Source organism: Bittarella massiliensis (ex Durand et al. 2017) (assembly GCF_001486165.1).
GTDB classification, from domain to species: domain Bacteria; phylum Bacillota; class Clostridia; order Oscillospirales; family Ruminococcaceae; genus Bittarella; species Bittarella massiliensis.
Genome location: NZ_LN908977.1, coordinates 295,523 through 319,712, shown reverse-complemented (window position 1 = coordinate 319,712; position 24,190 = coordinate 295,523). Strand labels below are relative to the sequence as shown.

Annotated in this window: 18 protein-coding genes; 9 read left to right on the top strand and 9 right to left on the bottom strand. The window is 64.4% G+C overall.

Annotated elements, in window-relative coordinates; all coding sequences use genetic code 11:
• Window positions 1-141: 141 nt before the first annotated feature.
• The 9 genes from BN3266_RS08510 to recJ all read right to left on the bottom strand — a co-directional run bounded on the left by BN3266_RS08510 (window position 142) and on the right by recJ (window position 14,869).
• Window positions 142-3,324: a UvrD-helicase domain-containing protein gene (locus BN3266_RS08510; protein ID WP_059004827.1), complete on the bottom strand. Its 3,183-nt coding sequence runs from the start codon at window positions 3,322-3,324 to the stop codon at window positions 142-144.
• 837 nt (window positions 3,325-4,161) lie between these two features.
• Window positions 4,162-6,282, bottom strand: coding sequence for a glutamine synthetase III family protein (locus tag BN3266_RS08505; protein ID WP_059004826.1), 2,121 nt, complete (start codon window positions 6,280-6,282; stop codon window positions 4,162-4,164).
• 52 nt (window positions 6,283-6,334) lie between these two features.
• A complete protein-coding gene (locus tag BN3266_RS08500) occupies window positions 6,335-6,739 on the bottom strand; it encodes a zinc ribbon domain-containing protein (protein WP_059004825.1) in 405 nt (134 codons plus the stop codon).
• 289 nt (window positions 6,740-7,028) lie between these two features.
• Window positions 7,029-7,949 carry a uridine kinase family protein gene (locus tag BN3266_RS08495; protein WP_059004824.1) on the bottom strand — a complete coding sequence of 307 codons (921 nt, stop codon included), beginning with the start codon at window positions 7,947-7,949 and terminating at the stop codon, window positions 7,029-7,031.
• Window positions 7,912-9,414, bottom strand: coding sequence for a coproporphyrinogen dehydrogenase HemZ (hemZ, locus tag BN3266_RS08490; protein WP_075109722.1), 1,503 nt, complete (start codon window positions 9,412-9,414; stop codon window positions 7,912-7,914). The genes BN3266_RS08495 and hemZ overlap by 38 nt, the downstream gene beginning before the upstream one ends.
• Window positions 9,415-9,424: 10 nt before the next feature.
• Window positions 9,425-10,042, bottom strand: coding sequence for an MBL fold metallo-hydrolase (locus BN3266_RS08485; protein ID WP_059004822.1), 618 nt, complete (start codon window positions 10,040-10,042; stop codon window positions 9,425-9,427).
• Between the two features lie 34 nt (window positions 10,043-10,076).
• On the bottom strand, window positions 10,077-10,535 hold the full coding sequence (gene dtd, locus BN3266_RS08480; protein ID WP_059004821.1) for a D-aminoacyl-tRNA deacylase: 459 nt from the start codon (window positions 10,533-10,535) through the stop codon (window positions 10,077-10,079).
• 96 nt (window positions 10,536-10,631) lie between these two features.
• Complete coding sequence (locus BN3266_RS08475) at window positions 10,632-12,812, bottom strand: RelA/SpoT family protein (RefSeq protein WP_059004820.1); 2,181 nt, start codon at window positions 12,810-12,812, stop codon at window positions 10,632-10,634.
• Window positions 12,803-14,869: a single-stranded-DNA-specific exonuclease RecJ gene (gene recJ / locus BN3266_RS08470; protein WP_082671747.1), complete on the bottom strand. Its 2,067-nt coding sequence runs from the start codon at window positions 14,867-14,869 to the stop codon at window positions 12,803-12,805. Before recJ ends, BN3266_RS08475 begins: the two co-directional genes overlap by 10 nt.
• Before the next feature lie 504 nt (window positions 14,870-15,373).
• Here recJ and BN3266_RS08465 point away from each other — a divergent pair.
• From BN3266_RS08465 to BN3266_RS08425, 9 genes are all read left to right on the top strand, one after another.
• Window positions 15,374-15,688: a hypothetical protein gene (locus tag BN3266_RS08465; protein ID WP_021660503.1), complete on the top strand. Its 315-nt coding sequence runs from the start codon at window positions 15,374-15,376 to the stop codon at window positions 15,686-15,688.
• Window positions 15,689-15,691: 3 nt separating this feature from the next.
• Entirely contained in the window at window positions 15,692-16,738 is a 1,047-nt protein-coding gene (locus tag BN3266_RS08460; RefSeq protein ID WP_059004818.1) for a V0D/AC39 family V-type ATPase subunit, read from the top strand.
• A 51-nt stretch (window positions 16,739-16,789) separates the two neighbouring features.
• On the top strand, window positions 16,790-18,820 hold the full coding sequence (locus BN3266_RS08455) for a V-type ATP synthase subunit I (RefSeq protein ID WP_059004817.1): 2,031 nt from the start codon (window positions 16,790-16,792) through the stop codon (window positions 18,818-18,820).
• Window positions 18,821-18,929: 109 nt separating this feature from the next.
• The gene (locus BN3266_RS08450; RefSeq protein ID WP_021660500.1) at window positions 18,930-19,346 is read left to right on the top strand and encodes an ATP synthase subunit C; all 417 of its coding nucleotides are present in this window, start codon (window positions 18,930-18,932) and stop codon (window positions 19,344-19,346) included.
• 19 nt (window positions 19,347-19,365) lie between these two features.
• Window positions 19,366-19,674 (top strand): V-type ATP synthase subunit F, encoded by a 309-nt coding sequence (locus tag BN3266_RS08445; protein WP_021660499.1) that lies wholly within the window; start codon window positions 19,366-19,368, stop codon window positions 19,672-19,674.
• Between the two features lie 10 nt (window positions 19,675-19,684).
• The gene (locus BN3266_RS08440) at window positions 19,685-20,287 is read left to right on the top strand and encodes a V-type ATP synthase subunit E (protein ID WP_059004816.1); all 603 of its coding nucleotides are present in this window, start codon (window positions 19,685-19,687) and stop codon (window positions 20,285-20,287) included.
• A 65-nt stretch (window positions 20,288-20,352) separates the two neighbouring features.
• Window positions 20,353-22,101 (top strand): V-type ATP synthase subunit A, encoded by a 1,749-nt coding sequence (locus BN3266_RS08435; RefSeq protein ID WP_059004815.1) that lies wholly within the window; start codon window positions 20,353-20,355, stop codon window positions 22,099-22,101.
• Between the two features lie 16 nt (window positions 22,102-22,117).
• A complete protein-coding gene (locus BN3266_RS08430) occupies window positions 22,118-23,518 on the top strand; it encodes a V-type ATP synthase subunit B (RefSeq protein ID WP_059004814.1) in 1,401 nt (466 codons plus the stop codon).
• Window positions 23,518-24,159, top strand: coding sequence for a V-type ATP synthase subunit D (locus tag BN3266_RS08425; protein WP_021660494.1), 642 nt, complete (start codon window positions 23,518-23,520; stop codon window positions 24,157-24,159). The genes BN3266_RS08430 and BN3266_RS08425 overlap by 1 nt, the downstream gene beginning before the upstream one ends.
• The last annotated feature ends 31 nt before the right edge of the window (window positions 24,160-24,190 follow it).

Here is a 24,190-nt window from a genome sequence, read left to right as displayed (position 1 = left end):
GAGAAAGGAGCTGATTGCAAACTGGAAATCTGTGGGCTTCTCCCTTCGGCACGGCGCGCTCGCCCTGCCGTCACGCGGCATCTCGTCCGCTGCGGCAACACCTGGATTTTTCACACAGCAATCCATCGCCGCCGTCACGACTCAAAACAGGGTCATCTGCTTGGCGGCGGGGGCCTCCCCCACCGTCTCGATTTGGCAGGCCCCGGCGGGCAGCTCCTTTTCAAAGGGGGAGGGGTCTCCCCATCCGGCGAGGATCAGCTCCTCCTTGGCGCGGGTCATCCCCACATAGCACAGCCGCCGCTCCTCCTCCCTATCCACCGGGCCCCGGCCCGATTCCAGGGGGATGGAGCGGTCTTTGAACCCGGCCAGAAAGACCACCGGGAACTCCAGCCCCTTGGCCCCGTGCAGGGTCATCAGGGAGACCGCGCCCGAGGCGTATTCCCGCCCCGAGGCCCGCTTCAAGTCCCCCTCCCTTCCAAGGAGGAGGGTCTCCAAAAAAGCGGGCATGGTGGGGGAGAAGACGGCCATTGCCAACAGCCGCTCCACCGCCTTCTCCCCTCCGCCCGGGCAGAGGGCGACCCACCGCTCCAGCAGCTTGCGGGGCTTCTCCTTGGCCGCCCGGGGCAGCAGCTCCTCGGCGGCCGCCAGCCAGCAGTCGACCCAGCTCTGACCGCCGAAGGAGGCCCTCAAAGCGGGCAGGTCCCAGGCTTCCGTCTCCCCCAGCTGGGCGGCGACGGCCGCCGTCAGGTCGGCCGGGCAGCCAAAGCCCAACTGCAGCCCCGCTGCGGCCGAGAGGGCGTCTCCCGGTTCCAGCAGGGAGCGAAAGAAGCCCAGCGCTCCCCGCACCCGCTCGTCCTGCAAAAAGTCCTCCCGCCCCGCAATCACGCAGGGGATGCCGTCGTGGCGGAGGCACTCCTCCACCGTCTCCAGCTGGCGGTGGGTGCGGCAGAGGACCGCCATCTCCGAAAAGGCGCGCAGCCGCTCCGGCTCCCTTCCCCGGGTCCCGGCGGCGAGCATGTCCATCCCCCCGGTCATCCGCCCAATCTCTTTGGCCAGGGCGATCCCCTGGGAAAACTCGCTCCCCGCCCGCAGCAGCCGCACCGCCGGCCCGTCGGGGCGTGTGGCCTCCAACCGCCGCGGGCCGCCCGGGTTGTGGGCGATCAGGGGGAGGGCGCAACCCAGCACCTGGGGGGTGGAGCGGTAGTTTTTCACCAGGGCGATCTCCCGCAGGACCGGGCACTCCGCCCGCAGCCGCTCAAAGCAGCGCCCCTCGGCCCCCCGAAAGCCGTAGATCGACTGGTCCGGGTCGCCGATGACAAAGAGCCGTCCTCCCTGGCTCCACTTGGCCACCAGCCGGTACTCCAAATCGCTCACGTCCTGGAACTCGTCCACCAGCAGGTGGTGAAAGCACCGCTTGCCGGCGGTGTCCAGCGCCAGGGCGTCCAGCAGCAGGTCATCAAAGTCCCGCAGACCGGCCGATTGCAGCCGGCGGCCGTACTCCTCGAAGAGGGAGAGGGGCACCCCCGCGCTGGCAGGGTCGCTTCCCCCCTTGATGCGGGAGATCCCTTCCAGCACCTTGCGGGGGGCGATCTTCAGTCCCATCTCCCCGGCGATCTGGGCGCACAGGGCCAACGCCTCCCCCTCGCCGATGAGGGCGGCGCCCCCCAACAGCTCCCGGCAGATGGCGTGGAAGGTCCCCACCGTCAGCCCCCGCAGGGCCCGTTTGCCCCCCAGACGCCCCTCCAACCGGGCCCGCAGCTCGGCCGCCGCCTGGTTGGTAAAGGTGACGGCGGTGATCTCGGTGGGGCGCACCCCCTTCTTTTCGATCAGGTGGGCGATGCGGGCCACCAGGGTGCCGGTCTTGCCGGTCCCCGGCCCGGCAATCACCGCCACCGTTTTCTCTCCCGCTTCCACCGCCTGACGCTGCTGCTCGTTGAGGGCCGGGCCCTCCTGCACCAGCGGTGCGGCGGCTGCCGTCCCGTCTCCCTTCTGGGGTCTGGAGGGCCGCTTTGCCCCCCCGGTCGCTGCCCTCTTGCGGCTCCCCGGCCGGGACGCGCCAAAGAGGGAGACCTGGCCGCTGAGCACCTCGATCTCCGAGGGGGAGAGGAGGGTGATTGTTCCGAACTGGCCGTCAAAGCCGGGGACGCGCTCCACCTCTCCCGCCCGCAGGCGGCGGATCCCCTCCTCCACACAGGGGCCGGCAGCCAGCCCGATCTGCGAGAGGGGCACCTCCCGCAGGATGGCGAACTCGGGGCCCAGCTCCGCCAACATCTCCATGTACTGGGCCTGCACCCGCTTCCCCGCCGCCGATGCGCCGACACTGGCGGCAATCACCTCGGGCAGGGGGCAGACGCTCTCGAAGGGCTTGGCCCCCTGCCGGGCCGCGCCCCGGGGCCGGTCGGCCAGCTCCTCCACCCGGTGCTCCACCCCGATGGTGATCTTCTTGCCGCAGACCGGGCAGACCCCGCCCAGGGCGATGGTCTCCTCCGGCGAGAGGCAAAGGCCGCAGTTTCGGTGCCCGTCCAGGTGGTACTTCCCCTCCTCCGGGAAAAATTCCAGCGTTCCCGCCAGCCCCTCGCCGGTCTGGATGGCGCGGGCCATCCCCGCGAAGGAGAGGGGGCCTTCTATCAAGGTGCCCTCCCGCCCTAGCTTCTGGGGGGAGTGGGCGTCGGAATTGGAGATCAGCTGCAGCCCATCCAGGGCCGAGACCCGCCAGTTCATGGGCGGGTCGGAGGAGAGGCCCGTCTCCACCGCATGGATGTGGGGGGTGAGCTCGCCAAAGCACTCCTCCAGGGTGTCAAAGCCCGAAAAGGCCCCGAAGAGGGAGAAGTGGGGTGTCCAGATATGGGCGGGGACAAAAACCGCCTCCGGGCAGACCGCAAGGGTGATTTCTAGCAGGTCGTGGCTGGAGAGGCCCAAAATCGGCCGCCCGTCGGAGTGGACGTTGCCGATGGCCTCCAACTTCTGGGCCAGTTCTTCGGCCGCCTCCAAGCTGGGCAGCAGGATGCAGTTGTGCACCTTGCGGGTCTTGCCCCCCTGCTTGTAGATGGAGCTGATCTCCCCCGACAGCACAAACCGCGGCGGCTCCCGCACCCCGGCGGTGTCGTCGGGCAGGCGGTATTCCGCCTTGAGGGTGTAAAGCCCCTCCTCGGCCGGCTCCAGACACTCCTTTAGAGATGCCCGCCAGACCGGGTGGGTGAAGTCCCCGGTCCCCACCAGGCCGATCCCCTTGCGCCGGGCCCAGAGGTCCAGGTGGGGGGCGTCGCAGTCGGCGCTGGTGGCGCGGGAGTACTTGGAGTGGATGTGCAGGTCGGCGATATACATAAAGCCCCTTCTCTCGTCTTTTTCCCCTATTTTACCCCTTTTTGTGCCCTCGGAAAAGGGGCAAACGAAAAGAGGGCCGGGATCCCTCCGGCCCTCTCCCCTATTTTGCCATGTTGTTGCCCGCCGCCGGCACTAAAAGGGAAAGATGTGTCCATCTGTCCGTCGGGCGGGAACCGTCTTCGGAAAGGCGTTTTGCCCGCTGTGAGGCAAAGGGAGGTACCCCCAGGCAGGCAGTCATCATCTCGCACAGCACCTCTATCTGCCGCCCCATCCCCGGCCAAGCAGCGCTCACCTCCCCTTTTTCTGCCGAGCGGACGCGCAATGCCGTGCGGCTTTTGTTCCCCTTCACCCCGCGCCGGGGAGAGGGCGGTTTTGCGAAATCCTTCCGCCCACCTTCCCTGTGCTGGACAGACGGCAATTTTGCACAACCCTCTGTTCCTTTCCCCAAGTCAGCTGCCAGACAGACGATGGTTTTGCGAATGCAAAATGCCAGGGCAGCGCCCTGGCAAGTTGGATGTCAGACAGTCACGCAAAGCGCGTCTGTCACTCCCAGACCGGACAGACGATGGTTTTGCGAACGCAAAATGCCGCAGCGGTGCTGCGGCAAATCGGATGTCAAACAGCCGCGCGAAGCGCGCCTGTCGCCCCCAGGCCGGACAGACAACGGTTTTGCGAAGGCAAAATGCCAGGGCAGCGCCCTGGCAAATCGGATGTCAAACAGTCGCGCAAAGCGCGCCTGTCGCCCCCAGGCCGGACAGGCGACGGTTTTGCGAATGCAAAATGCCGCAGCTATGCTGCGGCAAATCGACTGTCAAACAGCCGCGCGGAGCGCGCCTGTCAGGCCTGCTCGTCAAAGAGGATCTCGTCGTAGGTGGGCAGGGGCCAGAACCGCTTGTCGACCACCGTCTCCAGGTAGTCGGCGGTCTCCCGCACCGCCCGCATGGCGGGGATCAGCACGTCCCGGCAGTAGGCGGCGGTGGCGGGGTCCTCATAGGCCCCCAGCTGGGCCACGGCGTTGCGCAGCACCGCCGTCTGGTCGTTGAGCTGGCGGCAGTTTTCGTCCAGGTCATAGATGTGCTCGCGCAAAAAGCCGCTCTCCAGCTCGGCCTTCCCCAGGGCGACAAACTCGTTGGCCTGTTGGGCCAGGTAGGCCCGCACAGCAGGCAGCAGCTGGCGGTTGCACATCGAGAGCATGGTCTTTGCCTCGATGGCGCACTTTTTGCTGTAAGTCTCCAGGACGATCTCATAGCGGGCGTCCAACTCCACCCCGCTGTGGACGGAGAACTTCTCAAAGACCCGCCGCACCTCCGGCTCCTTGAGGACCTCGGCGGCCTCCACCGTGTCCCGCACACACCGCAGACCCCGGGCCTGGGCCTCTTTCTCCCAGTCCTCCCCGTAGCCGTTGCCGTTGAAGAGGATCCGCCCGTGCTCCCGGTAGATTTCGCTGATGATCTGCTGCACCTCGGCGTCAAAGTCCTGGCAGCCCTGCAGCCGCTCGCCGATTTCCGAGAGGACGTCGGCGCAGATGGTGTTGAGCACCGTGTTCACCCAGGAGATGGACATGGACGCCCCCAGCATCCGAAACTCGAACTTGTTGCCGGTAAAGGCAAAGGGCGAGGTGCGGTTGCGGTCGCTGGAATCGGCGTGCACCCGGGGCAGGGTCGCCACCCCCATGTCCATGATCTTGCGGGGGCAGCCCTCTCTGTCCCGGTTGCCGTCGGCGATCTTCTGCAAGATCTCGTGGATGTCGCTGCCCAGGTACATGGAGAGGATGGCCGGCGGCGCCTCGTACCCGCCCAACCGGCAGTCGTTGGTGTAGCTGGCGGTGGAGAGGCGCAGCAGCCCGCTGTATTTGTCCACCGCCTTGATCATGGCCGAGACGAAGAGGAGGAACATCATGTTGTCGTAGGGGGTCTTCCCCGGCTCGAAGAGGTTGATCCCGGTGTCGGTGGTCAGGGACCAGTTGTTGTGCTTGCCCGAGCCGTTGATGTACTCAAAGGGCTTTTCGTGCAGCAGGCAGCAGAGCCCGTGGCGGGCGGCCACCTTGTGCAGCGTCTCCATGATGATCTGGTTCTGGTCGGCGGCGATGTTCACCGAGGAGTAGACCGGCGCCAATTCGTGCTGGGAGGGGGCGGCCTCGTTGTGCTTGGTCTTGGCGGTGACCCCCACCTTCCACAGCTCGTTGTCCAGCTCCTTCATGAAGTAGGAGATCTTCTCGTTGAGGTTGCCGTAGTAGTGGTCCTCCAACTCCTGGCACTTGGGGGGGCGGGCGCCGAAGAGGGTCCGCCCGGCGAACTTGACGTCCAGCCGGGAGTTCAGGTACTTGCGGTCGATGAGGAAGTACTCCTGCTCGGCCCCCACCGAGGGGGTGACCTTTTTCACGTCGTAGAAGCCGAAGAGGTTCAAGATTTTCAGCGCCTCCTCCTCCACCGCCTTCAGGGAGCGCAGCAGGGGGGTCTTTTCGTCCAGCGCCTCGCCGGTATAGGCGCAGAAGGCGGTGGGGATGCAGAGGGTCACCCCCGACTTATCCTCCTTTAAAAAGACCGGGGAGGTGCAGTCCCACATGGTGTAGCCCCGGGCCTCAAAGGTGGCCCGCAGCCCGCCGGAGGGGAAGCTGGAGGCGTCGGACTCGCCCTTGATGAGCATCTTCCCCGAAAAGGCGGTGATCACCCCGCCGTCCCCGGTGGGGGAGATAAAGGACTCGTGCTTCTCGGCGGTAAAGCCGTTGAGGGGCTGGAACCAGTGGGTGTAGTGGGTGGCCCCCCGGGAGATGGCCCACTCCTTCATGGCGTTGGCCACCACGTCGGCCAGCTGGGAATTCAGCGTTTGGCCCTTTTCAATGACGCTCTTGAGCTCCAGATAGGTCTTGTGGGGGATGTATCGCTGCATCACCTCGTCGTCAAAGACGTTCTCGCCGAAAAAGTCGATGGGGTAGTTTTTTGCCCGTTCCATGCTCATAAAGGTACCTCTCTCCCTGTCTTCTCTCTTCTTCTCTCTTCTGCCCGCCGCCTTACTCCTCGGGGGGCTGGGGTTCCTTCTCGCCCTCGTCCTCCTGCAGTTTCTGCCCGCAGGAGATGCAGTAGAGGGCGTAGTCGGCGTTTTCAAAGCCGCAGCGGGGGCAGTAGATCTTCTTGCTGCCGCCCACGCTGTCGTACTGGCTGCGGGCCTCCCGCAGCTGGTCCACCAGGGCGTCGATCTGCCCCATGCACTCGTCCAGCAGGGGGGCATTCTCCTTGCCGGCCTTCTTCAGCCCGTAGACCAGGGCCCCCAGCTTCCGCTGCTGCTGGCGCAGCTGGTAGCTGAGCTTTTCGATGCGGTACTTGAGCTTCCCCTTCTGCACCAACTCGTCGGCCTTGTTGCCGGTGTAGTCAAATACCTGTTTGGTGGTGTCGGCAAAATCGTCCCAAAATCCCATGGTCGCAAACCTCCTGTCGCGTCTTTCAAAATGTGCGGGCGTATCAGTTTAAACCAGTCAACCTGGTTTCAAACACTCTATTTTTTCTCCAGCTCTCGTCCCCGTTCTCCCCCGCGGGGGGAGACAGAGGGGGGCCAGGGGGGGCGGGAGAGGGCGCAGTCCCCTCCCATCCGTCCCGCAGGCGGACATCCGCCGCCGGCGGGACCCCTCTTGCAGCCCTCGCGGCAGAGCGGAGGCTGCAAGAGGGATGCTTGTGAGGGGGATGGCGAGTCCCCTTCGCACCCCGATTTTACCCGATAAACTCCTGCACCATGGCGTCTTTGGACACCAGCGCCGGGTCGATGGGGACAAACCGCTGCAATTTGCGCAGGATGTGCCCCACCTTGCCGGTCTGGGGGATGTCCCCCATCCCCTCCAAAATCGCCCGCAGGTAGCCGGCGTAGATGCCCGGCTCGTAGCCGAAGGCGGTGTTGACGTAGTAGTCGCACTCGGACCGGTAGGGCTTGATGTAGATGAACTCCCCGTCGCAGACGTAGGGCCAGATGTCCACCGTCTCGGCGCCGGAGATGTTGCGGTGCCGGCAGTCGCGGACGATGCGGCGGCAAAAGCGCAGGTCGTTGGTCTTGAGCACCACGTCGTCCCCCACAAACCGGTCCATGGCGGTGGCGTAGACCCGCTTCACCCGCCCCTCGATCCCCCGGGTCAGCAGGGGGTTGAGCCCGTGGATCCCCTCGATGATCAGGGCCTGGTCCTTCCCCAGGGAGATGTGCCGGGTCTCCCCGGCGCGCTGCTTGACCTGAAAGTCAAAGATGGGGAACTCCGCCTCCCCCTCAGCCAGCAGCTTCTCCATGCAGGCGGTAAAGCAGTCCAGGTCCAGGGAGTGGACCGTCTCGTAGTCCTCGGTTCCGTCCTCCCGCTTGGGGCAGAAGCCCCGCCCCCGGTAGAAGTCGTCCAGGGAGATGACCCGCGCCTCCACCGAGCGCCGGCCAAAGGCGGCGGCCAGCTTGTGGGCGGTGGTGGTCTTGCCCGAGGCCGAGGGCCCCGCCAGCATAAAGACGTTTTTCTGCCCCAGGGTCTCCAGCGCGTCGCCCACGATGGCGGCCAGGGCACTCTCGTAGCGGTGGTCGCAGGCGGCGATAAACGCCGTTGGCTCCTTGGCCCGGAAGTTTATCTCATACAGCGGGATGTTCCGCTTCTGAAAGACAGCCATAAAATTCCTCCAAACTCCCCTTGCGCTCCAACACAGTGGCAAACTGGCGGATGTACTCCTGCGGGTACTTGTAGTTGAAACTGCGCTCGATGGGGCGGGTGCCCCGGCCCACCAGCTTGGTCACCGATCCGGCACCGCAGCCGAGGATGGTGTGCAGCTCCTCCATCATGTAGATGTTGTAAAGCCCCTCGGACCCCGGCTTGGCATAGCCCACGTTTTCCAGGTTGGCGAGGGTGTTTTTCTGCCGGTAGAGGTAGTAGGGGTCGTACCCGGCCGCCCCCAGGGTGGCGGCGGCGTAATCCACCATCCGCTCCACCGGGGCGTCAGCCGCCGCGTAGCGCACCATCGCGGTGCTCTTCAAATCGGCCGCCCGCTTGACCGAGAGGGTGTGCACCGTCACATTCTCCGGGTCCAGCGCCACCACCCGGTCCAGGGTGGAGACAAAGCCCTTGTAACTGTCCCCCGGGAGCCCGGCAATCAAATCCATGTTGATGTTTGCAAAGCCCGCTTCCCGGGCCTGGTAGAAGCTCTCCACCGTCTGGGCGGCGGTGTGGCGGCGGCCGATCCTCTCCAGCACCGCGTCGTTCAGGGTCTGGGGGTTGATGTTGATCCGGCTCACCGGGTACTGCCGCATCACCCGCAGCTTCTCTCGGTCGATGGTGTCCGGCCGCCCGGCTTCGACGGTGAACTCCTCCAGCGGGGTTTTCACCAGGGAGAAGAGGTGCCCCAGCAGCCGGTCCATCTGCCCGGCGGTGAGGATGGTGGGGGTCCCCCCGCCGATGTAGGCGGTGCGCAGCCGCAGCCCCAGCCGCTCCACCAGGGCGAAGGTGGCGCTGATCTCCTGCAGCAGCAGCTCCAGATAGGGCTCCACCAGTTTATGCGTCTTCTCCACCGAGTGGGAGACAAAGGAGCAGTAGAGGCAGCGGCTGGGGCAGAAGGGGATGGAGATGTAGAGGCTCACATCCCGCGGCCCCGCCGGGGGGAGGGGGGCCAGGGCCCGCTCCTGCACCCGGGCGGTCTGCAGGGCCAGGTCGAACTTCTGTTCGCTGACGCGGTACTCCCCGCAGAAGAGGCGGCGCAGACCCGCCTCGTCCATCCCCCCGTCCAGCCGGCGGCGGATGTTCTTCACCGGCCGCACCCCGGTGAGCACCCCCCACTTGGGGCGGTAACCGGTCACCTGGGAGAAGAGGCGGTAGAGCAGCTCGCCAAAGGCCATCTCGCAGCGCTGTTTGTGGCCCGGTTCCCCCGGCGCCACCGCGCAGTGGGCCCGCAGGGTCTCGCCGCCCTCCCCCAGCCGGCAGAGGACCAGCAGCCGGGTGGCGCCCCTCCCCTCCCGCAGGTAGGTCAGCACCTGCCAGTCGGGCTGTTTTTCAAAGGCCGTCTCCACCCGCTCGCCGGGGAAGAACAGACCCACCAGGTTCTGCACCTCGTACTGCAGGCGGTGGCCCAATACCAATACCTTCATCGCTCCGCCCCTACGCCATAAAGGCGGGGTTCTGCCGCCGCTCCGCGTCCAGGTTGGTCACGTCCCCGTGGCCGGGGTAGACGGCGTAGTTGCCCTCCAGTGCGGCCAGCCGGGCCAGGGAAGTCTCCAGCCAGGGCAGGCTGCCGCCGGGCAGGTCGGTCCGCCCCACGTTGCCGCAGAAGAGGGTGTCCCCGGTGAAGAGGGCCTTCCCCCCCAGCAGGCAGATGCTCCCCTCGGTGTGGCCCGGGGTGAAGAGCACCCGGAAGAGCAGGTCGTCCACCTTGAGCCCGTCCCCGTCGTGCAGCAGCACGTCGGCCCGGGGCTGGGCCTCGCAGGGCATGCCGAAGAGGGCGGCCTCCCGGTCGGCCCGGGGCAGGCGGTAGGCGTCCTTCTCGTGGATGGCGATCTGCGCGCCGGTGAACTCCTTCACCTGCCGCAGGGCCCCGATGTGGTCGAAGTGCCCGTGGGTGAGGACGATGTACTTCACATCCACCCCCTCGGCTTTGATGCACTGAATGATGGTGTCGCCGCTGTCCGCCGGGTCGATGAGGATGCCGGTCTTCTTCTCGCCGTACACCAGGTAGCAGTTGGTGCCCAGGGCACCCAGGGTCATCATCCCAATTTCCATGTGTTCCTTCCTTTCGCGGGGCAGCCCCGCCCTCTCACTGTTTGACGATCTCCGCCGAGTCCAAAATCAGGGTCACCGGCCCGTCGTTGACCAGGTCCACCGCCATGTCGGCGCCGAACCGGCCGCAGACCACCTCCGCCGCCCCGGCTGCCCGCAGCCCCGCCGCCAGCGCGTCGAAGCAGGCGGAGGCGAAATCGGGGCGGGCCGAGCGCTCAAAGGAGGGGCGCCGCCCCTTTTTGCAGTTGGCGCAGAGGGTGAAGTTGGGCACCGCCAGCACCGAATACCCCTGGTCCAGCAGGGAGAGGTTGAGCTTCCCCGCCTCGTCGGAGAAGATGCGCAGGTGGACGATCTTCTGCACAAAGGCGTCCACGTACTCTTCCCGGTCGCCCTCCTCCACCCCGAACAGGACCACCAGGCCGGGGCCGATGCCCTGCCGGGGCCCGCCGTCGATGGCCACCCCGGCCGAGGTGACCCGCTGCAATACCGCTTTCACCGCGCTCGCTCCTCTCTCTTCTTCCCGGCGGCGGATGGCCCGCCCGCCGATTTTTCACAAGTATACCACCCCGCCGGGCCATCGTCCACCGGGGATCTATTGGCTGCTTCTCTGCACGCTCTCCACGCCCTGGATCTTCTGTAGCCGGGCGATGATGCTCGTCAGGTGTTCCACGTTGGAGATGCCGATGGTGATCATCACGTCAGCAAAGCCGTTTTGCAGGCTGCGGGCGTTGATGGCAAAGATGGGCACCCGCATGGCCGAGAGGGCGATGGAGATGTCGGCAAACAGCCCCTGCCGGTCCAGCCCCACCAGCTGCAGGGTGGACTTGAAGGAGTCCCGGCTGGAGGCGCTCCACTTGACCTTTACCCAGCGCTCGCTGTTCTCCTCCAAATTCTTGGCCGCCAGCACGTTGGGGCAGTCGGCCTTGTGGACCGAGACCCCGAACCCGCGGGTGATGAAGCCGACGATGCTGTCCCCCGGCAGGGGATTGCAGCACTTGGCAAACTTCACCAGGCAGTTGTCAATCCCCTCGACCTCCACCCCGCCCGAGGAGGTGTGTTTGGACTTGGTCAGGGGCACCTCCTCTTTGGTGAGGGGGGCCGGCGGGGGCGCGGGGTTGACCATTTTGGAGTAGGCCTCTTTGATGCGGGGCATCAGCCGGGTCAGGTTGATGCCGCCGTAGCCCAAAGCGGCGTAGAAGTCGTCCAGGCTGCCCACCTGGTACTTCTTCCCCACCCCCATCAGCAGCTGTTCGAGCTGCTCGTCGTTGACGGCGATCTGGTTGCGTTTGAACTCCCGGTCCACCTCGATCTTGCCCTCGAGGATGTTCTCCTCCCGCTGGGTCTTTTTGAACCAGTTGCGGATCTTGTTGCGGGCCTCGCTGGTGTGGACGATCTTCAGCCAGTCGCGGCTGGGGCCGCGGTTGGGCGACTTGGTGGTGATGATCTCGATGATCTCGCCGTTTTGGATCTGGTAGTCCAGCGAGACGATCCGCCCGTCCACCTTGGCCCCCACCATCGAGTTGCCCACCCCCGAGTGGATGGCGTAGGCGAAGTCGATCACCGTCGAGCCCTTGGGCAGGCTCTTCACATCCCCCTTGGGGGTGAAGGCGTAGACCTCCTCAAAGGTCAGATCGCTCTTGATGTTGGTGATGATGTCCCGGGCGTCCTCCGAGTCCTTCTGGGCCTCCAGCAGCTGGCGCACCCAGGCCAACTTCTCGTCGAGCTTGTCGCTCCCCCGCACCCCGGCCTTGTACTTCCAGTGGGCGGCGATGCCGTACTCGGCGGTGTGGTGCATCTCGTAGGTGCGGATCTGGATCTCAAAGGGCATCTTTTCCTTGGAGATGACGGTGGTGTGCAGCGACTGGTACATGTTGGGCTTAGGGGTGGAGATGTAGTCTTTGAACCGGTTGGGGATGGGGCGGAACAGGTCGTGCATCAGCCCCAGGATGTTGTAGCACTCGTTGACGGTGTTACAGAGGATCCGCACCGCCACGATGTCGTAGATCTCGTCGAAGCTGCGCCCGCTCATGAACACCTTGCGGTAGATGCCGTAGATCGACTTGACCCGGCCGGAGATCTCGATGACGTCCTCGTAGTCCTTGAGCCGCTCCCGGATCCGGCCGGTGACGATCTCCAAAAAGTCCTCGGTATCCACCTTGCGGCTGTTGAGGTACTCCTGGATCTGGTAGTAGCCGAAGGGGTCCAGGTACTTGAGGGCCAGGTCCTCCAGCTCCTCCTTTACCGAGCTGATGCCCAGCCGGTGGGCGATGGGGGCATAGACCTCCATCACCTCCAGGGCCTTGTCCCGGCGGTGCTGCTCGGGCATCACCTCCAGGGTGCGCATGTTGTGCAGCCGGTCGCAGAGCTTGATGAGGATGACCCGGATGTCTTTGGACATGGCCAAAAGCATCTTGCGGATGTTTTCGGCCTGCTCGTCCTCCTTGGTGGTGAACTGGATCTTGCCCAGCTTGGTCACCCCGTCCACCAGCAGCGCCACGTCGGGGCCAAACTGCTTGGAGACCTCGTCCAGGGAGGTGGGGGTGTCCTCCACCACGTCGTGCAGCAGCGCCGCCACCACGCAGTCGGTGTCCATCCCCAGCTCCCAGAGGAGGGCGGCCACCTGTACCGGGTGGGTGATATAGGGCTCGCCCGAGCGGCGCTTTTGCTCGCCGTGGGCATCGTAGGCCAGTTGATAGGCGCGGTCGATGACCGCCAGGTCGTACTTGTCGCCGGCGGCCAGCTTCTCGCGCAGCTGTTCGTAGCTTAAATACATAGTGCAGCAGTCCTTTTCGCAGTCAATTCTCGCAGGATGCGGGAGGCGTTCAGGTCGGCCTTCTGCCCCCTGTTGACCAGGAGCACGACCTTCCCCTTCTCCCGCTTGACCGTCAGGATGCCCAGTTCCGCCAGGACGTTGAGGGCCAACATCATCTGGCAGTAGGTGATGGGCTTGCCGGCCATCTTGTTGTAAAAGAGGACGAAGTCGCCGACGGCGGGGCCGAAGTAGAGGGCGGCCTTGTAGCACAGGGCCACCTGCTCCCGGGTGAGCATGGCCCGGGCGAACTCCCCGTCGTCCAGCGGCTCGCCCAGCTCGATTTTCTGGTAGAGGGCCATCTCGTCGTAGATGGCAGGGGAGAGCCCAGCCGGGTGGATGTCCTTGACTTTAATGGAGATGTTTTGCTCCCCCAAGTACTGGTACAGGTCCAACGTCACCACCACGTCCACCCGGTCCCCCGGGGCGTACTTGAACTCCTGCGAGGAGACCCGGAAGTAGACGGCAAAGAGGGTGGCCCCGCCCTTTTTCAGCTTGAGGCGGACGTGCCGGTCGTCGGAGATGGGGTAGACGCCCTCCACCTGCACCCCCTGCAGCAGGAAGTTGGGCTTGGGGTTTTCGTGGCCGTAGGGGCCCAGCTCCTCCAGCGCCAGCACATTTTCCAGCGTCAGCTCGCCGAAGTCGGCCGCTGCGTCGATGCGCAGGGTGGGCAGGGGCATGGTGGGGTGGGTCCTGCGGGCGTAGTCGTTGATCCGCTCCCGAAACTCGCCAATGCGCCCCACCGGCAGGGAGAGGCCGGCGGCCAGCTTGTGCCCGCCGTAGCGACTCAGGCAGTCGGCGCAGCTCTCCAACGCCTCGTAGAGGGAGAAGTCGCCGAAACTGCGGCCCGAGCCCTTGGCCTCCTCCCCGTCGGGGACCAGGAGGATGCAGGGCTTGGCGAAGCGGTCCACCACCCGGGAGGAGACGATCCCCACAATGCCCTTGTGCCAGCCCTCCCCCGCCAGCACGATGACCCGCTGGCCAAAGTACTCGGGGTGCTGGGACTGCATCTGGCGGATCTCCTCGATGATCTCGCCCTCCACCTGCTGGCGCTGGGCGTTTTTCTCACAGAGGTCGTCCACCCACCGCTCGGCCTCGCCCTCGTCCAGGCAGGTCAGCAGCTTGACGGCGCTCTCGGCGCTCTCCATCCGCCCGGCGGCGTTGATGCGGGGCACCACCGTAAAGGCCAGGGTCTGGGCGGTGATCTCCCCGCCCTTGGTGCAGCGGGCGATGAGGGCGGCCAGCCCCGGGTTGTCGTAGTAGGGCAGGGCGGCCAACCCCTCCTTTACATAGAGGCGGTTCTCCCCCTTCAGGGGCATCACGTCGGCCACGGTGCCGATGGCCACCAGGGGCGCGAACTCGTCGAGCATCACCCGGGGGTCCTGCTCCTCCAGCGCGCAGACCAGCTTGAAGGCCACCCCCACCCCCGCCAGGCACTTGAACTGGCTGGGGCAGTCTTTGCGGTAGGGGTCGATGACCGCGCAGGCCCGGGGCAGCTCGGCCCCCGGCTGGTGGTGGTCGGTGATGACCAGATCCATCCCCAGCTCGGCGGCCCGCTCGGCCTCCCGGCAGCAGGCGATGCCGTTGTCCACCGTCACGATGAGCTGCACCCCGTCGCGGTGCAGCGCCTCCACCGCCGAGAGGCTGAGGCCGTAGCCGTCGGACTCCCGGGAGGGGATGTACCAGCGCACATCCGCCCCGCAGATGTCCAGGTAGGAGTAGAGGAGCACGGTGGAGGTGATGCCGTCGGCGTCGTAGTCGCCAAAGACACAGATGCGCTCCCCCTCCTCGACGGCGCGGCGGATCCGGGCCGCCCCCCGCTCCATGTCGATCAGGCGCAGGGGATCCTCGATCTCGCAGGGGTCATTCTGGTAGTGCTCCACCTTCTCGGGGGTGTCGATCCCCCGGGCGCAGAGCACCTTGCAGCAGAGGGGGGCAAGCCCCGTCTGCGCCGCCACGGCAGACCATTTCTCCGCCGGGGTGTTGGGTAAAATCCACTGGTTCATACTCAAAGTTGCCATCCACTTCCATTCGGGCCGCCGGGAAAACCCGGCGGGATGCAGAAAATCAATATCAGTTTATTTTATCACCTACCGCCGCCCGGCGCAAGTTTCCCCGCCGCCCCGGCCGCGCCCGGCCCTGTCCCGGGGGCGACGACAGCTATATATAAGAAGAAATATCCCCTTTTCTCCCGCCGCGCCCCGTTTGGGGGAATAAACGCCCCTCTTTTTTCCGATCCTATCGCATCGGGAACAGCCGCAGACCCGTCTGTCAAAAAGCGGCTTTCTCGCTCCGCTTTTCGTCAAACCGACCGCGCCGCTCCCCCTCCCCTTTTCGACAAAATCAATCTCGGCTAAATTTTTTGGGCAGGATGCTCAGTATTCCTCCCCTCTTTTGTGCCGTCTGCTCAAAAAAGCTTTTTTCCAGCTTTCGGTTTTTATGAGTTGCAACATTGCGGAGCCATCAAAAAAGGAGTAGGATTATCCGTGGAACGTTCACTTCACACGGGAAAGGAGGCAGGTTCTATGGAAGATTTGATCCATAACCTATTGGAGATCGACCGGGGCGCCCAAAAAAAGCTGACCGACGCCGAGACCCAGCGAAACCAGATCCTCGACTCGCTGGAAGAGCAGCAGCAGGCCCTCAGCGACGAGATCCTGGCCACAGCCAAGGCCGAGGTGGCCCAACTGCAAAAGGACAGCGACGCGCGGGTGCAGGCCCGGTCGGAGGAGCTGAAAAAACGGTACGCCGACGCGGTGCAGGCGCTGGACGAGAGTTACCAGCAGCGAAAAGACAGTCTGGTGGATGCTATCGTGCAGCGCTGCGTGGGCGGTGAGTAGGGCATGTTCACGACCTTCTCTCAAAACGCCATCCTCGCCAAGATCAAGGCCATGTACGGCAAGCGGATCACCCCCTCCCAGTACGGGGAGATGCTGCACAAGACCTCTTTGAGTGAGCTGGCGGCCTACCTCAAAAACAGCACCCACTACCAAGACGCCATGGACACAGTCAACCCGGCGGCCCTGCACCGCGGCCAGCTGGAAGCCACTGTGAAAAAAGACCTGTTTTACTCCCTGCTGCGGCTGGTGCGCTATCTGCCCGGCCGCAAGGAGCGCGAGCAGTACGTCAGCTTCTTCATCGGCCAGATCGAGATGGACCAGCTCATCGGCTGCATCAACCGGCTGGACGCCGAGGGCGAGACCCACTTTGTCCCCGAAGTGCCCACCTTCCTGCTGGACTACCTCTCCTTTGACGCGGTGGCCCTGGGCCAAGCGGAGACCGGGCGGGAACTGCTGGAACTGCTGGAAAAGACCCCCTATTACAAGACGGTGGAGCCCTTTGCCCTGGCCCCCGGCGAATTCGATGTCAGCAGCTGTGTCATCGCCCTGCGCCAGCAGTACTACAACCGGCTGTTCTCCCTCATCGAGGAGACCTACAAGGGCAAGACCCGGCAGGAGATGATGGACATCGTCTCCACCAGCCTGGAGCTGCAAAACATCACCAACCTCTACCGCCTCAAGGTGTATTTTCACTACAAACCCGAGGAGCTGGACCGGTTCATCGTCCACAACGAGTACTCCCGCCTCTCCGACAGGTTTTTGCAATCCCTCGCCGCGGCCCCCAACGGGGACGCCTTCATCCGGGAGATTGCGCAGAGCAGCTACAAAAACTACTTCGACAAAGACGATTTTCTCTATATCGAGTACCACACCAGCTACATCAAGTACCACCTGAGCCGCCGCCACATCAGCTTTGCCACCAAGGCGGCCACCGCCTTTCTGGCCTATGTGACCCTGGGCACAGTGGAGTGCGACAACATCATCCACATAGTGGAGGGGATCCGCTACGGGGTGCAGCCGGAGGACATTCAGAAGCTGCTCATCATCTAGGCGGCGCCACCGCCTGGAGAAATGCCTGACGCGAAAGGAGAATCACGCACTATGGCAATACAAAAGACGACCCTGGTCAGCCTGATCGGTCGCCTGGAAAATTTGGACGAGGTGGTCTTGCGGCTGAGCCGGCTGGACTACTTCCACCCGGAGGAGATCACCTCCAAGAGCGGGGCGGTCTCCAAGGCCGCCTCCGCCGAAAACCCCTATACCGAACTGGCCGACGCCCTGCGCTCGGCCTGCACCGACGCCGGGTTGACCCCCGTGGCGGTGCCCGGCGACCAGCTGGAGCGCAGCAGTCACGACCTGAATCTGGCGGATGTCCGCCGGTTCGTGGAGTCGTTCCGGCAGGGGTTCGACGCGGCCGACCAAAAGGAAAAGGAGATCGCGAAGCTGGTGGAGGAACACCGCCTCAACCTCTCCCACCTGGACATGATCCGCAGCTTTCACACCAGTTTTGACGAGCTGTTCAAGGCCAAGTACCTGAAGGTGCGCTTTGGGCGGCTGCCGCTGGAAAACTACAAAAAGCTGGAGCACTACCAGGACAAACCCTTCTTCCTCTTCACCTTTTCCAGCGACAAAAACTACCAGTGGTGCCTCTACCTGACCGGGGAGCAGCACGCCGCCGAGGTGGACTCCATCATGGAGGCCCTCTACTTCGAGCGGGTGCGCATCCCCGACTACCTCCACGGCGAGCCGGAGGACGCTGCCGCCTACCTGGAGGAAAAGCTCGCCGAGGAACAGGCGGCCCTGGAGGGCTGCAAGGGCGAGCGCGACCGGCTGGTGGAAGAGGGGCGGGAGACCCTCCTCTCCTACTACGCCACCGTCCAGTTCATGCAGGAGACCTACGGCGTGCGTCGGTTCGTGGGCACCAGCTTTGACAAGTTCGCCGGCGGCGACTACTTCGAGTTCGCCGGCTACGTCCCCGCGGGGAAGGAGGGCGACTTCGAGGCCCTCTTCGGCGACCTGCCCACCGTGGTGGTCACCGCCGAGAAGTCCGACGACGGAGCGGTCCCCATGCTGCCCGGCCTGGTGACCCACTCGATGAAGGAGGCCCACGAAAAGGGCACCCGCCCCGAAAAGCCCACCAAGCTGAAAAACAACTGGTTTGCCCGCCCCTTTGAGATGTACGTGGAGATGTACGGCGTGCCCAGCCACCGCGAGATCGACCCGACCCCCCTGGTGGCCTTCACCTACACCCTCCTCTTCGGCATCATGTTCGGAGACGTGGGCCAGGGGCTGCTGATCGTGCTGGGCGGCTTCCTCTTTGCCAAGTGGAAGAAGTCCCGCCTGGGCGAGATCATCATGCGCATGGGCATCAGCTCCACCCTCTTCGGCTTCCTCTACGGCTCGGTCTTCGGCTTTGAACACGCCCTCGACCCGCTGTACCGGGCCATCGGCTTTGCCGAAAAGCCGGTGGAGGTGATGAACGCCCAGACCATCAACGTGCTGCTCATCGGCGCCGTGGCCCTGGGGGTGGTGCTCATCCTCACCTCGATGGCCCTGAACATCTACATCGGGCTGAAAAACCGCGATTACAGCAAGGCCCTCTTCTCCCAAAACGGGGTGGCCGGCTTTGTCCTCTACGCCACGGTCATCAGCGCCATCGGCCTGCCGATGCTGGGGGTCAGCTTCTCCCTGAACCTGCCCATCATCCTCATCTGCATCGTCATCCCCATCATCTGCATCTTCATGCGGGTGCCCCTGGGCAACCTCCTGCTGAAAAAGGACGCCTTCCCCGAAGGGGGCTTTGGCGCCTACGCCCTGGAAAACATCTTTGAGATGCTGGAGATCGCCATCTCCTTTGTGGCCAACACCATGTCTTTCCTCCGCGTCGGTGGCTTCATCCTGAGCCACGCGGGGATGATGAGCGTGGTCTTCACCCTGGCGGGGATGTTCGGGCCGGTGGGCTATGCCGTCACCGTGGCCCTGGGCAACCTCTTCGTCATCGGGCTGGAGGGCCTGGTGGTCGGCATCCAGGTGCTGCGCCTGGAGTTTTACGAGATGTTCGGCCGCTACTACTCGGGCGAAGGGGTGCCCTTCACCCCCATCAGCCAGATCGTGCACGAGCACGCCAACTGAACCGCTCTGCGCGCCCACTCCCCACCGGGAAAGGCGGGCGGCCCTGTTCTAGGGCCGCCCGGAGAAACATAAATACGTTTGACAATTTCTAATTGGAGGTTTTATCACTATGGATATTCTGCTTCTGACCGCGGCCACCGCCGCCATCGCCGCCCTGTTTTTCTACCTGTTCAAAGCCCGCAAAGCCGGGAAGAAAGCCCCCTCGATGATGAAGAAACAGCTCATCGCCTTCGGCGCCACCTGCCTGGGCTCAGTCCTCCTGCCGGTGGTCAGCTACGCCGCTGAGGCCCCCGCTGCCGCCGCTTCCTCCTCCGCCGCCGGCATGGCCTACCTGGCCGCCGCCCTGGTGACCGGCCTGGCCTGCATCGGCTGCGGCATCGCTGTCGCCGCCGCCGCCCCCGCCGCCATCGGCGCTGTCAGCGAGAACGACAAGACCTTCGGCAAATCCCTGATCTTCGTGGCCATGGGCGAGGGCGTCGCCATCTACGGCCTGCTCATCTCCATCATGATCCTCAACAAAGTCTAAGCCAAAGAAGGCATCTGCAATGAAATTTTTTGTGATCAGCGACAACAGCGACACCTATATGGGCATGCGTCTGGCCGGGATGGAGGGGACCGTCGTCCACCAGTACGACGAGACGGTGGCCGCCCTCAAAACCGCCATGGAGGACCCCGACATCGCCGTGGTGCTGATGACCCAGAAGCTGGTCTCCCTCTGTCAGGACCTGGTCTACCAGTACAAACAGCAGAGCAAGACGACCCTGATCGTGGAGATCCCCGACCGGCACGGCTCCTCCCACCTGGAGGAGAACCTGGCCCGGTACATCAAAGACGCCATCGGCGTGAAGATTTGAGGTGGCTTAGATGCTTTCAAACGAAGAAAAATTGGAACTCATCCGCAAGGAGATCGAACAGACGGTGGAGGAGCAGGCGAGCGCCATTTTGAAGTCCGCCTCGCAAAAGCGGATCTCCGCCCTCTCCGACGCGGAGGCCAAGGCCAACGAGGACGCCGCCCGCTATGTGGAAAAGGCCAAAAAGGACATCCACACCCGGGAGACCACCGCCATCTCCAAGGCCACCCTGCAATACCGCACCGAGCTGCTGCAGCGCAGCGAGGGCTATGCCAAAGAGATTTTTGAGGCCGCCCGGGCCCGGCTGGTGGCCTTTCACCAGTCCCCCGAATACGCCGCTTACTTAAAGGCCCGGCTGACGGCCGTGGCCTCCGATCACTCCTTTGCCTCTGTCACCGTTCGCCTCTCCCCCGCCGACAAGGCGCTGGAAGGGCTCTGCGGCGAGGCGTTCTCCGTCCCCTGCCGGGTGGAATACGACGACGCCATCGCCGTGGGCGGCTTTGTCGCCGAGAACCTGGACGAGGGCTACGCCTGCGACGAGACCCTGGACAACGCCCTGGAGGAGCAGCGGGCGTGGTTCTACGCCAACTCGGGCCTGGTCTTAAAGGCCATCTAGGCCCTTTGCGGGGCAATGGGCCCTCCTCTGCCTGCCCAACCAACTTCTAAGGGGGTACGATATTTTTGAACACCATTTATTCCATCAACGGCCCGGTGGTGAAGGTGCGCGACACCAAGGACTTCTCCATGGGCGAGATGGTCTATGTCGGCCAGAAGCGCCTCATGGGCGAGGTCATCATCGTCAACGATGCGGCCACCACCATCCAGGTCTACGAAGAGACCTCCGGCCTGCGGCCCGGGGAGCCGGTGCTGGGCACCGGCAGCCCCATCAGCGTCACCCTGGGGCCGGGCATCATCTCCAACATCTACGACGGGGTGCAGCGCCCCCTGGGAAAGATCGAAGATCAGGAGGGCGCCTTCATCGGCTCCGGCGTGGAGATCCCCTCCCTCGACCCCGAGCGGGAGTGGGACGTCACCGTCCTCGCCAAACCGGGGGAGCAGGTCTCGCCCGGCCAGATCATCGCCACCTGCCCTGAGACCTCCCGCATCGAGCACCGGGTGATGGTGCCGCCCCACCTGAGCGGCACCGTCCTCACCGCCGCCGAGAGCGGTCCCCACCGGGTGGAGGACGTGCTCATCACCGTCAAGGACGAGCGGGGCGCCACCCACGAGGTGAAGATGTGCCAGAAGTGGCCCATCCGCACCCCCCGCCCCACCAAGACCCGCCTCCCCATCTCCCAGCCGCTCATCACCGGCCAGCGGGTCATCGACACCATGTTCCCCATCGCCAAGGGCGGCACCGCCGCCGTGCCCGGGGGCTTTGGCACCGGCAAGACCATGACCCAGCACCAGATCGCCAAGTGGTGCGACGCGGACATCATCATCTACATCGGCTGCGGCGAGCGCGGCAACGAGATGACCCAGGTGCTGGAGGAGTTCGGCTCCCTCATCGACCCCAAGACCGGCCGGCCCCTGACCGACCGCACCGTCCTCATCGCCAACACCTCCAACATGCCGGTGGCCGCCCGCGAGGCGTCCATCTACACCGGCATCACCCTGGCCGAGTACTACCGGGACATGGGCTACCACGTAGCCATCATGGCCGACTCCACCTCCCGCTGGGCCGAGGCCCTGCGCGAGATTTCCGGCCGCTTGGAGGAGATGCCCGCCGAGGAGGGCTTCCCCGCCTACCTGCCCTCCCGCATCGCCACCTTCTACGAGCGCGCCGGCTACATGGTCAACCTAAACGACAGCGAGGGTTCCATCTCCATCATCGGGGCCGTCTCCCCCCAGGGCGGCGACCTCTCCGAGCCGGTGACCCAGAACACCAAGCGGTTCGTCCGCTGCTTCTGGGCGCTGGACAAATCCCTGGCCTACGCCCGGCACTACCCGGCCATCAACTGGACCACCAGTTACAGCGAGTACCTGGACGACCTGGCCGGCTGGTACAACGCCCACCTGGGCGAGCGCTTCCTGCGCTACCGCAGCCGGATGGCCCAGATCCTGCAGGAAGAGAGCCAGCTGCTGGAGATCGTCAAGCTCATCGGCGCCGACGTGCTGCCCGACGACCAGAAGCTCATCATCGAGGTGGCCAAATTGGTCCGCACCGGCTTCTTGCAGCAAAACGCCTTCCACAAAGAGGACACCTATGTCCCCCTGGAGAAGCAGCTGGAGATGATGCGCACCATCTGGTACCTCTACAAAAAGGCCCTGATCGTGGTGAACGAACGCCAGATCCCGGTCACCACCATCGCCGGCAGCGGGCTGTTTGACAAGATCAACAAGATGAAATACGACATTGAGAACGACCGGCTGGACAAATTTGACAGCCTCCGCCAGGAGATCGACTCCACCCTGGCGGCCATGAATTAGAGAGGGGGCGGCAAATTTGAGTTTACAGTATGTAGGACTAAAAGAGATCAACGGCCCCCTGGTGGTGCTGGACAAGGTGCAGGGCGTCAGCTTTGACGAGATCGTCGAGATCCGACTGGACAGCGGCGAGACCCGCACCGGCCGCATCGTCGAGATCGAGGGCGAGCGGGCGGTCATCCAGGTGTTCGAGGGGACCGAGGGCCTCTCGCTGAAAAACACCAAGACCCGCCTCACCGGGCACACCATGCAGATCCCCCTCTCCCCCCAGATCCTGGGGCGGATCTTCTCCGGCGCGGGCCGTCCCATCGACAACCTGGGCGAGATCCACGCCACCGAGTTTGCCGACGTCAACGGCAAGCCCATCAACCCGGTCTCCCGGGTCTACCCCCGAAACTACATCCAGACCGGCATCTCCTCCATCGACTGCCTGGCCACCCTGATCCGCGGGCAGAAGCTGCCCATCTTCTCCGGTTCGGGGATGAGCCACAACAAGCTGGCGGTGCAGATCGTCAAGCAGGCCAAGATCGGTGACGGGGAGGACTTCTGCATCGTCTTTGCCGCCATGGGGGTGCAAAACGATGTGGCCGACTACTTCAAGCGCAGCTTTGAAGAGGCCGGCGTCATGAGCAACGTGGTCATGTACCTCAACCTGGCCTCCGACCCCATCGTCGAGCGGATCATGACCCCCCGCTGCGCCCTGACCGCCGCCGAATTTTTGGCCTACGAGCTGGGCAAGCACGTGCTGGTCATCATGACCGACATGACCTCCTACTGTGAGGCGGTGCGGGAGTTCTCCTCCTCCAAGGGCGAGATCCCGGCCCGAAAGGGCTTCCCTGGCTACCTCTACTCCGACCTGGCCAGCCTCTACGAGCGCGCCGGCATCATCAAGGGGAAAAACGCCTCGGTCACCCAGATCCCCATCCTCACCATGCCCAACGACGACATCACCCACCCGGTGCCCGACCTGACCGGCTACATCACCGAGGGGCAGATCGTTCTGGACCGGGGGCTGGACAACCAGGGCATCTTCCCGCCGGTCTCGGTGCTGCCCTCCCTCTCCCGTTTGATGAAGGACGGCATCGGCGCCGAGTACACCAGAGAGGACCACTCCGCCGTCTCCAACCAGCTGTTTGCCTGCTACGCCCAGGTGCAGGACGCCCGCAGCCTGGCCTCGGTCATCGGCGAGGAGGAGCTCTCGGACACCGACAAGAAGGTCCTGGTCTTTGGGCGAGAGTTTGAAAAGCGCTTCCTCAACCAGGGGGAGGACGGCGGCCGCACCATCGACGAGACCCTGGACCTGGCCTGGGAACTGCTGAGCATCCTGCCCCGGCAGGCCCTGGACCGCATCGACAACAAGCTGGTGGACCAGTACTACCGCCCCGAGATCTTTGAGGCCTTCAACAAGGAGAACGGCTGATGGCCGGGCAGGTATTCGCCACCAAGGCCAATCTGATGGCCACCCGCAAATCCCTGGACCTGTCCAGCTTGGGCTTTGACCTGCTGGACCGCAAGCGCAACGTCCTCATCCGCGAGCTGATGCAGCGGGTGGACGAGGCCAAGGCCATCAAGGACGAGGTGAGCGCCACCTTCCGCCAGGCCTACTTTGCCCTGCAGCAGGCCAACATGTCCCTGGGCAAGATCGACCACCTGGTGGGCAGCGTCCCGGTGGACGACAGCTTGCAGATGACCTCCCGCAGCGTGATGGGGGTGGAGATCCCCCACCTCACCTACGAGGACGCCGACCCCCGGCCGGTCTACGGCTTCGAGCTGTCCAACTCCAAATTCGACGACGCCTACCGCAAGTTTCAAAAGGTCAAGGAGCTGTCGGTCCGCCTGGCCGAGGTGGAGAACAGCGTCTACCGGCTGGCCGGGGCCATCCGCAAGACCCAGAAGCGGGCCAACGCCCTGGAGCACATCATCATCCCCGACCTGAAGGCCACAGAAAAGGCCATCACCGAGGCCCTGGAGGAGAAGGACCGGGAGGAGTTCTCCCGTCTGAAGGTGATCAAGGCGCAGAAGGAAAAAGCCGCCCAGGCGGCCGATGACCGACCCGCTTGACCGCCCCCACGGCCCCAGATAAAAAACAGGC

Coding starts and splice junctions, on each gene's coding strand:
- BN3266_RS08510 (WP_059004827.1), bottom strand. CDS start 3,324: ATGTATATCGCCGACCTGCACATCCACTCCAAGTACTCCCGCGCCACC.
- BN3266_RS08505 (WP_059004826.1), bottom strand. CDS start 6,282: ATGAGCATGGAACGGGCAAAAAACTACCCCATCGACTTTTTCGGCGAG.
- BN3266_RS08500 (WP_059004825.1), bottom strand. CDS start 6,739: ATGGGATTTTGGGACGATTTTGCCGACACCACCAAACAGGTATTTGAC.
- BN3266_RS08495 (WP_059004824.1), bottom strand. CDS start 7,949: ATGGCTGTCTTTCAGAAGCGGAACATCCCGCTGTATGAGATAAACTTC.
- hemZ (WP_075109722.1), bottom strand. CDS start 9,414: ATGAAGGTATTGGTATTGGGCCACCGCCTGCAGTACGAGGTGCAGAAC.
- BN3266_RS08485 (WP_059004822.1), bottom strand. CDS start 10,042: ATGGAAATTGGGATGATGACCCTGGGTGCCCTGGGCACCAACTGCTAC.
- BN3266_RS08475 (WP_059004820.1), bottom strand. CDS start 12,812: ATGTATTTAAGCTACGAACAGCTGCGCGAGAAGCTGGCCGCCGGCGAC.
- recJ (WP_082671747.1), bottom strand. CDS start 14,869: ATGGCAACTTTGAGTATGAACCAGTGGATTTTACCCAACACCCCGGCG.
- BN3266_RS08465 (WP_021660503.1), top strand. CDS start 15,374: ATGGAAGATTTGATCCATAACCTATTGGAGATCGACCGGGGCGCCCAA.
- BN3266_RS08460 (WP_059004818.1), top strand. CDS start 15,692: ATGTTCACGACCTTCTCTCAAAACGCCATCCTCGCCAAGATCAAGGCC.
- BN3266_RS08455 (WP_059004817.1), top strand. CDS start 16,790: ATGGCAATACAAAAGACGACCCTGGTCAGCCTGATCGGTCGCCTGGAA.
- BN3266_RS08450 (WP_021660500.1), top strand. CDS start 18,930: ATGGATATTCTGCTTCTGACCGCGGCCACCGCCGCCATCGCCGCCCTG.
- BN3266_RS08445 (WP_021660499.1), top strand. CDS start 19,366: ATGAAATTTTTTGTGATCAGCGACAACAGCGACACCTATATGGGCATG.
- BN3266_RS08440 (WP_059004816.1), top strand. CDS start 19,685: ATGCTTTCAAACGAAGAAAAATTGGAACTCATCCGCAAGGAGATCGAA.
- BN3266_RS08425 (WP_021660494.1), top strand. CDS start 23,518: ATGGCCGGGCAGGTATTCGCCACCAAGGCCAATCTGATGGCCACCCGC.